Below are 6,343 nucleotides of genomic sequence, written 5' to 3'. Positions count from 1 at the left end.
GGCGGGCGAGCGGGGGGGCGGGCCCCCCCGCCCGCGCGCCCCCCCCCCCCCACAGCCTTTGTGCGGCTCCCGGAGGACTCAGCCGGCGTTACCGCCGGTGAAGTAGTTGTGCAGACCGGGGACGGTCAGCGTGCCACCGAACTGGGCCGCCTGGATCACCTTCACGTCGGTGAAGATGGCGAGCGGGACGTTCAGGGGCGGCGGGGACTCGGGGCTGAAGGTCACGGGGATGATGCCGAAGAGCTTGCCCTTCAGCTCCTCCGTGTACATCGTCACCGTGCCGTTGCGGATCTCCGAGGTAGAGCCCTTCCTCGCCTCGACGTGCATCGTGGTGCCACCCGGTCCCGCCACGGACTGGTGCAGGTCCTTGATGTCGATGCTGGAGGCGGTGAACTTCAGGGCCTTCTTGATCTTGCCGCTGCCGGTCCTCACCTCGACGATGCCCTTGTAGTCCAGGCCGCTCAGGGTGAGCTTCGAGCTCTCGAGCACCCAAGGGTCGTCCGAGACCGAGGGGATGCCCGGCTCCACCTCGGCGGCGGCCAGGGCCTCGGGGTCGGCGGTCGGACATGGGAAGCGCGGCTTGGCGCCGTCCGGGATGTCCTCGTCCTTGACCGGGTCCGTGCCCTTGATCTCGTCGTCGAGCTCTTCGACCTCGGCGCCGGCCTTGTCCGCCGCGTCCTTGATCGCCTCTGCGGTCTTGTCCGTGACCTTGTCGGTCTCGTCAGCCTTGTCAGCTTCAGTGGACTCGTCGCCCTCGTCGGGCTGGTCAGCCTCGTCGCGCGCGGGGTCCTTGGCGTCGGACGTGCTGTCCGGCTCGGGCTGGTCCGCAGTGGGCTCGTCCGACGGCTCGTCGGCGGGCTCCGCCGTCTCGCTCGCGGCCGGTTCGGTCTCGGACTCCTCGTCGCTGGAGTCGTCGGAACCGTCGAAGAGGTCCTTGATCTTGTCGCCGATACCCAGCGGGTCGAGCAGACTCTTGGACTCGCCTGACGTCGAGTCCGCGGCGTCGTCGGACGGCTCCGACTCCTCGGCGGGCTTGTCAGCCTCGTCCGTCTCGTCCGCCGGCTCGGAAGCCGACGGGGATTCAGCCGGCTCCGGCTCGTCCCGGGTCTTGTCCGAGTCGCCTTCGGAGTCCGATGCGTTGCCGGAGGAGTCCGACGAAGGCTCGTCGGTCTTCTTGTCCGAGGACTCGTCCGACGCCTCATCGGCCGGCTTGGCCGAATCCGACGGGGACGGCGACTCCGACTCTGACGGTTCGTCGGAGCGGGTCACGCACGGTCCCGGCGCGAAGGGTATGTCCTTGTCGTCGGCGAGGGCGAGCTTGGGTGCCAGGCCCATCCCGACGAATACGGCGGTGGGCATGGCAGCCAGGGCCATCGCCTTACCGGCGGGAATCTGGAGTTTGGTCAGCAGCGACTTTCTCGGGGCCGCGTGACGCGGACTCCTTCTGGCCTCTGCCCCGTCACCCCCCGCCGTGTTCAGCGGTGTGACATCACCCGGCACTGTTCCTCCCGCCGCTTGCATCGATCGTGGTGTCGTGTGTCGTCTGCTCGTTCTGCGGGCCCCACGCCGCCGGGTCCTGGTCCGGGCCGGGCACCTGCGCAGCCGACGGATCGGCGAGTACGGGTGCCGCTCCCTCGTTGGCCGCAGGCGCAACCGTCGGTTGCCCCGGCGCCCATGCGAGACCGAGTCCACCGCCGATCAGCGCGAACAGGAAGCCGAAGAAGAAGCCGCCCAGGTTCGCCATCGGGATCGAGACGAGCGCCAGCAGAATCGTGGCGACACCCGCGAATGTCCTGACCAGGGGCTGGAACCACAGCACAAGGCCCAGCGTGAAGAGCAGCACACCGATGATCAGGGCTCCCGAGCCCGCGTTGGTCTGCAGGGAGAGCGTCATATGGCCGAGGTTGAGGCTGGCATACGGGAAGTAGACGATCGGTATGCCGCCGAGGATGGCGAACAGGCCCGCCCAGAAAGGCCGCTGTCCCCGCCATTCGCGGAACCGCCGGCGGAAGACGCTGAGGAAGTGCTCGTTCTGTTCCGTGGACTCGGCGACGCTCATGGAAAACAGCTCCCTGGAACTGGTGTTGCGGTGTGAAGAGTTGGCCGGGCGGGCGAAGCCGAGTGGCTCCCCCCGCCCAACCGGACGGAATGACCGTCAGTAGCACTCGTGGCCGGCGTCCGTGTACAGACGCATGCTCAGGTCGCTGAGCTTGAAGGACGCGGCCGTGGTCGCCCACGCCTTCTGCTTGACGCCGTCGAGCTTGGCGACACGGGCCTGCTGGCCGAACCCGTTCTCAAGGATCTTGTCCTTGACGTCCGGGCCCATTCCGCCCTTGACGTCCTTGTCGGTGTTCTTGGCCGCGACACCGATCTCGATGTCCTCGAAGGTGGCGTCACCGTCGAGCTCGGACACATCGAGGTAGAGGTCCTTGGCAACGACAGGGTTGTTCTTGTCGGTGCCGGCCGTGAGTCGCAGGGTGACGTTGCCGAAGCCCGGCACCTTGGTCACGACGGACTGACACATGTCGTTGATCTTGGCGTTCTGGAAGCTGGAGATCGCGACCGGGTGGGCCGTCATCTCCTCGCCACCGGCCACGTTCTTGTAGCCCATGTCCATACCGCCGTACTGGGCGAACCCAGTACCTTCAAGGTGACCCGCACGGACCTTGAACTCCTGGCCCGACACCGCGAACGAAGCCGCGAGCGCGCCCTGGGCCAGGCCCACGCCGATCGCAGCCGTGGCGGCCACGGACGGCACCATGACGACGGCGAACCGCTTCCATCTGGTCCCACCATGAACCTGGGACATATCTGTTCCTCCTTCTCGGACGTACATCTCCGGTACGGACCGGGAGGTCCGCCCTGGGATGGGAGAAGTGCTACGTCCTCGGGAAGGGGAGCACCGAGTCAGCAGGCGCGGTCCGCGTCCGCTTCACCGGCGATCACCCCCGAGCGACAACCACTGGCCACGCGTTCGCGCAACCTCAATGGACAGGCCCCGCCGCTCAGGCAGGAACCCCCCTGTCCGCGGTCGGCGTCTCTGCCGCCGGCCGACTCGGTGGGGACCCAGAACCGCTTTACCGCGGCTGGCTTGCCGAGTGGTGCGGTGATGGACCGAGCGTGGCCGATCGTCGTCCATTAAGAGCCAGGGCACAAGGGGGTTCGTTACTCGGTAGTAACGGGCCTATAACCGGCCCACGACGGGGCGATATCGGGCGGCCACACAGGGTGCCTCAGGCCTCACTGAAAGGGGTGGATATTGTCGCCGAAAACGGGACAGAAGAGCATGATCGATTTACTACGAGTAACAGCGAGTTCGTTTACCAAGTTTTGGTAAAGTACAACCGCGCTTTGTCACTCTGTCGCCAAATCGTCGACCGCGGCCCGCCCGTGCGGGCGGGACCGCGGCCATGTACGCCAGGTGCGGCGCACGCCGGTTGCGTCAGAACAGCACCCGGGCCAGCGCCGTACGCGCGGCGGTCACCCGGGGGTCGTCGGGACCGATCACCTCGAACAGCTCCAGCAGATGGAGCCGGGCGGCGTCGCGGTCCTCGCCCGCCGTGCGACCCACGGTGTCGACCAGCCGGCCGAAGGCGTCATCGACATGACCGCCGACCAGGTCCAGGTCAGCCACGGCGATCTGCGCCTGGGCGTCGTTCGGCTTGTCCGCCGCCTCCTTGCGTACGGCGGAGGCGTCCATCTCCTGGACTCGCCGCAGCAGTTCGGCCTGGGCGAGGCCCAGCTTGGCCTCCACGTTGCCCGGGTCGTCGGCGAGCACGTTCTGGTACGCCCGCACCGCACCGCCCAGATCGCCCGCGTCGAGCGCGTCCACGGCCGCCTCGAGCGCCGCGTCATACGGCCCCACGGGCGCGGCGGGGGCCGCCTGCGCCTCGCCGTCCTCGGTGTCCGGGGCGACAGTGACACCGGTGAGGCCGAAGCGCTGCTCGGCGACCTGGACGAGCTGGTCGAGCGTCTGGCGGATCTGCGGCTCGGGCGCGAGGCCCTGGAAGAGCGGGAGCGCCTGCCCGGCGACCACGGCGAAGACGGCGGGAATCCCCTGGACACCGAACTGCTGCATCAGCAGCTGGTTGGCCTCGACGTCGATCTTGGCAAGCACGAAACGGCCGTTGTACTCGCGGGCGAGCCGCTCCAGCACCGGGCTGAGCTGCTTGCAGGGCTCACACCACTCGGCCCAGAAGTCGATGACGACCGGCACTTCGGTCGAGCGCTGGAGGACATCGCTCTCAAAGCCGGCCTCGTCTACGTCGATCACGAGACTAGAGGGAGAGACGGCACCACTGTCGCCACGCCGGGCGGCCTCCGCACGGGCCTGCTCCGCCTTGACCTTGGCCTCACCGGCCGCCTTCACCGCGGCGAGGTCGACGACGCCGCTCATGGACATGTTCCTAGGCTGCTGCATGGCTACATCCTCCCCCCTCCGCGCGCACGAGTGAAAAGCCGCCTCAAGTCATATGACCGGCGGCGCTTCCATTGTTCGGTGTGCTGTTGCGCCCGGTCCCCACCTGGCGCTCGTGGTCATCGCTCAGCAGTTTTTTCGATACGAGTCGTAGCGTAACTCCCCCGGCGCCGCTCCGCGCCCGTTCCGCCGGTGAAGTGGCTCACAGCGCCCGGTACGGCCGCACCCCATGGCGTTTGACTTACCCGCCGGTATGGTCGCCGTCATGTGCAGCCACCTCCGTCCGAAAAGCATCCGTACCGGTCGCCCCCGCAGCGCCGAGGCGGATGCCGCCATCCTGGACGCGACCAGGGCCGCACTGGTCGAACTCGGCTGGTCGAAACTGACGCTGGGCGATGTGGCGAAGCGCGCCGGGGTGGCCAAGACCACCCTCTACCGGCGCTGGGCCAACAAGAACGAACTCGTCGTGGACGCGGTCGCGGTGCTCTTCGACGAACTGGAGCTGCCCGACCGCGGCTCCCTGGCCGCCGACATCGAGGGCGTGGTGCTCCAGTTCGCCGAACTGCTCCAGCGCCCCGAGGCCAAGACCGCGATGTTGGCGGTGGTCGCCGAGTCGACCCGCGACGAACCACTGCGCGAGCGCATCCGGGTCTCGATCGTGGACCGCCAGAAGCGGCTGGTCCTGGAGGGGCGCGCCCGGGCCCAGGCACGCGGTGAACTCCCGGTGGAGCCCAGCCAGGAGATCGCGGACCGCACCGCGGACCTCATCTTCGACGTGGTCGCGGGCGCGGTGGTGCACCGGGCGCTGGTGAGCGGCGAGCAGGTGGACGAGGACTGGGTCAGGCGCTTCACGGCGGTGCTGCTGGGCGGTCTCGGGGCGGCGGGGCGACTCGACTGAGCCGCCGCCGAGCGGGCGGCGTGCGACCCGGTATGTGAGCCAGTGCGCGAACCGCTGTGTGAGCCGGTGCAGGACCCGGTGCGCGGGCGGCCGGCGCCCCTCAGGTCCGGCCCGGCCAGGTCACGTCCCGCTGGGGCGGGGCCTCATGGGGCGGCAGCAGGCCCGCGACGACCAGCGCGGCCCGGCCCGCCAGGTACCCGGCGATCAGATAGCTGCGGCCGGAGGAGTCCGTGGGATGCGCGCGGCCCGCCGTGACGATGACCCGGGCGCTGACCCCGTCGAGGCCCTGCCGTACGCCGGTCCACAGCGGACCGGTGAACTCGTCGGGCAGTTCGTCCCGCGGCGCCGTACTGAGGAACTCCCCCGTGCCGCCCTCCCTCGGCGGTTCGAAGTCGACGGTGAAGTGCGCGAAGTGACCGGCGCAGTTGACGCGGTGGAAGCGCACGCGAATATCGCGCGCGGGCACGGGGAGACCGGTCATCGCGCCACGGTAGGGCGGCGGCGGCCGGTCGATCCAGCCGTTTTCACGGACGCCGCGCGTCGCGCTCCCCGACGAACCGGGACTTGGCCGGCCAGTGCACCTTGGTGAGCTTGTGGGCTTCCTGCGGGGCCAGCAGCCCCGCCGTGATCATGGCGGCGCGGGCCGCCATCTGCCCGGCGATCTTGAAGCCGTACTCGGACGAGTCCACGATGTGGTGCCGTCCGGCGGTGATCAGTACGTCCGACTCGATGCCGTCGCCGCCACCGTGTTCCTCGAACCCCTGCACCACGCCCGCCAGGAACGCGGCGGCGAACTCCTCCGGAAGGTCTTCGTCCGGCACGAGGTTCACGAAGGCCGGCTGACCCGCGTCGACGGGCGGCTCGAAGGTGGCGGTGATGTCCGCGAAGGGGCCGCAGCCGCCGACGTAGTGGAAGCGGACGCGTATGTCGTCTCCAGGGACCTCCCGGCAGGGGTACTGGCCGTGGGGAACCCGGCCCGGGTGGTGCGCAGGCTCGACGACTCGGATTCAGAGGGACTGGACTCAGGT

The 6,343-nt window shown here is 69.0% G+C and carries 7 protein-coding genes; 1 reads left to right on the top strand and 6 read right to left on the bottom strand.

What is annotated here, in order from left to right:
• Nucleotides 1-78 precede the first annotated feature (78 nt).
• The 4 genes from ACFWI9_RS32275 to ACFWI9_RS32260 form a co-directional block, all read right to left on the bottom strand.
• On the bottom strand, nt 79-1,521 hold the full coding sequence (locus tag ACFWI9_RS32275; RefSeq protein ID WP_387168261.1) for a hypothetical protein: 1,443 nt from the start codon (nt 1,519-1,521) through the stop codon (nt 79-81).
• Nucleotides 1,490-2,059 carry a DUF6114 domain-containing protein gene (locus ACFWI9_RS32270; protein ID WP_387168258.1) on the bottom strand — a complete coding sequence of 190 codons (570 nt, stop codon included), beginning with the start codon at nt 2,057-2,059 and terminating at the stop codon, nt 1,490-1,492. The genes ACFWI9_RS32275 and ACFWI9_RS32270 overlap by 32 nt, the downstream gene beginning before the upstream one ends.
• A gap of 96 nt (nt 2,060-2,155) precedes the next feature.
• Nucleotides 2,156-2,809 carry a DUF6230 family protein gene (locus ACFWI9_RS32265; RefSeq protein ID WP_387168255.1) on the bottom strand — a complete coding sequence of 218 codons (654 nt, stop codon included), beginning with the start codon at nt 2,807-2,809 and terminating at the stop codon, nt 2,156-2,158.
• A 633-nt stretch (nt 2,810-3,442) separates the two neighbouring features.
• Nucleotides 3,443-4,420 carry a tetratricopeptide repeat protein gene (locus tag ACFWI9_RS32260; protein WP_387168252.1) on the bottom strand — a complete coding sequence of 326 codons (978 nt, stop codon included), beginning with the start codon at nt 4,418-4,420 and terminating at the stop codon, nt 3,443-3,445.
• 262 nt (nt 4,421-4,682) lie between these two features.
• Between ACFWI9_RS32260 and ACFWI9_RS32255 the strand changes: the two genes are divergently transcribed.
• Nucleotides 4,683-5,315 carry a TetR/AcrR family transcriptional regulator gene (locus tag ACFWI9_RS32255; RefSeq protein WP_387168249.1) on the top strand — a complete coding sequence of 211 codons (633 nt, stop codon included), beginning with the start codon at nt 4,683-4,685 and terminating at the stop codon, nt 5,313-5,315.
• Between the two features lie 100 nt (nt 5,316-5,415).
• On the opposite strand, the gene ACFWI9_RS32250 is transcribed toward ACFWI9_RS32255, so the two are convergent.
• Both ACFWI9_RS32250 and ACFWI9_RS32245 read right to left on the bottom strand, forming a co-directional pair.
• Entirely contained in the window at nt 5,416-5,796 is a 381-nt protein-coding gene (locus ACFWI9_RS32250; protein ID WP_387168246.1) for a hypothetical protein, read from the bottom strand.
• Nucleotides 5,797-5,839: 43 nt separating this feature from the next.
• Nucleotides 5,840-6,193 (bottom strand): hypothetical protein, encoded by a 354-nt coding sequence (locus tag ACFWI9_RS32245; protein ID WP_387168263.1) that lies wholly within the window; start codon nt 6,191-6,193, stop codon nt 5,840-5,842.
• Nucleotides 6,194-6,343: the final 150 nt, after the last annotated feature.

The sequence above is a fragment of the Streptomyces sp. NPDC127084 genome, assembly GCF_042724175.1.
Classification (GTDB): domain Bacteria; phylum Actinomycetota; class Actinomycetes; order Streptomycetales; family Streptomycetaceae; genus Streptomyces.
Note: the sequence above shows the minus strand (reverse complement) of the source record. Positions and strands in the feature narration are given on the sequence as shown.

Coding starts and splice junctions, on each gene's coding strand:
- ACFWI9_RS32260 (WP_387168252.1), bottom strand. CDS start 4,420: ATGCAGCAGCCTAGGAACATGTCCATGAGCGGCGTCGTCGACCTCGCC.
- ACFWI9_RS32255 (WP_387168249.1), top strand. CDS start 4,683: ATGTGCAGCCACCTCCGTCCGAAAAGCATCCGTACCGGTCGCCCCCGC.
- ACFWI9_RS32250 (WP_387168246.1), bottom strand. CDS start 5,796: ATGACCGGTCTCCCCGTGCCCGCGCGCGATATTCGCGTGCGCTTCCAC.
- ACFWI9_RS32265 (WP_387168255.1), bottom strand. CDS start 2,809: ATGTCCCAGGTTCATGGTGGGACCAGATGGAAGCGGTTCGCCGTCGTC.
- ACFWI9_RS32270 (WP_387168258.1), bottom strand. CDS start 2,059: ATGAGCGTCGCCGAGTCCACGGAACAGAACGAGCACTTCCTCAGCGTC.
- ACFWI9_RS32275 (WP_387168261.1), bottom strand. CDS start 1,521: ATGCAAGCGGCGGGAGGAACAGTGCCGGGTGATGTCACACCGCTGAAC.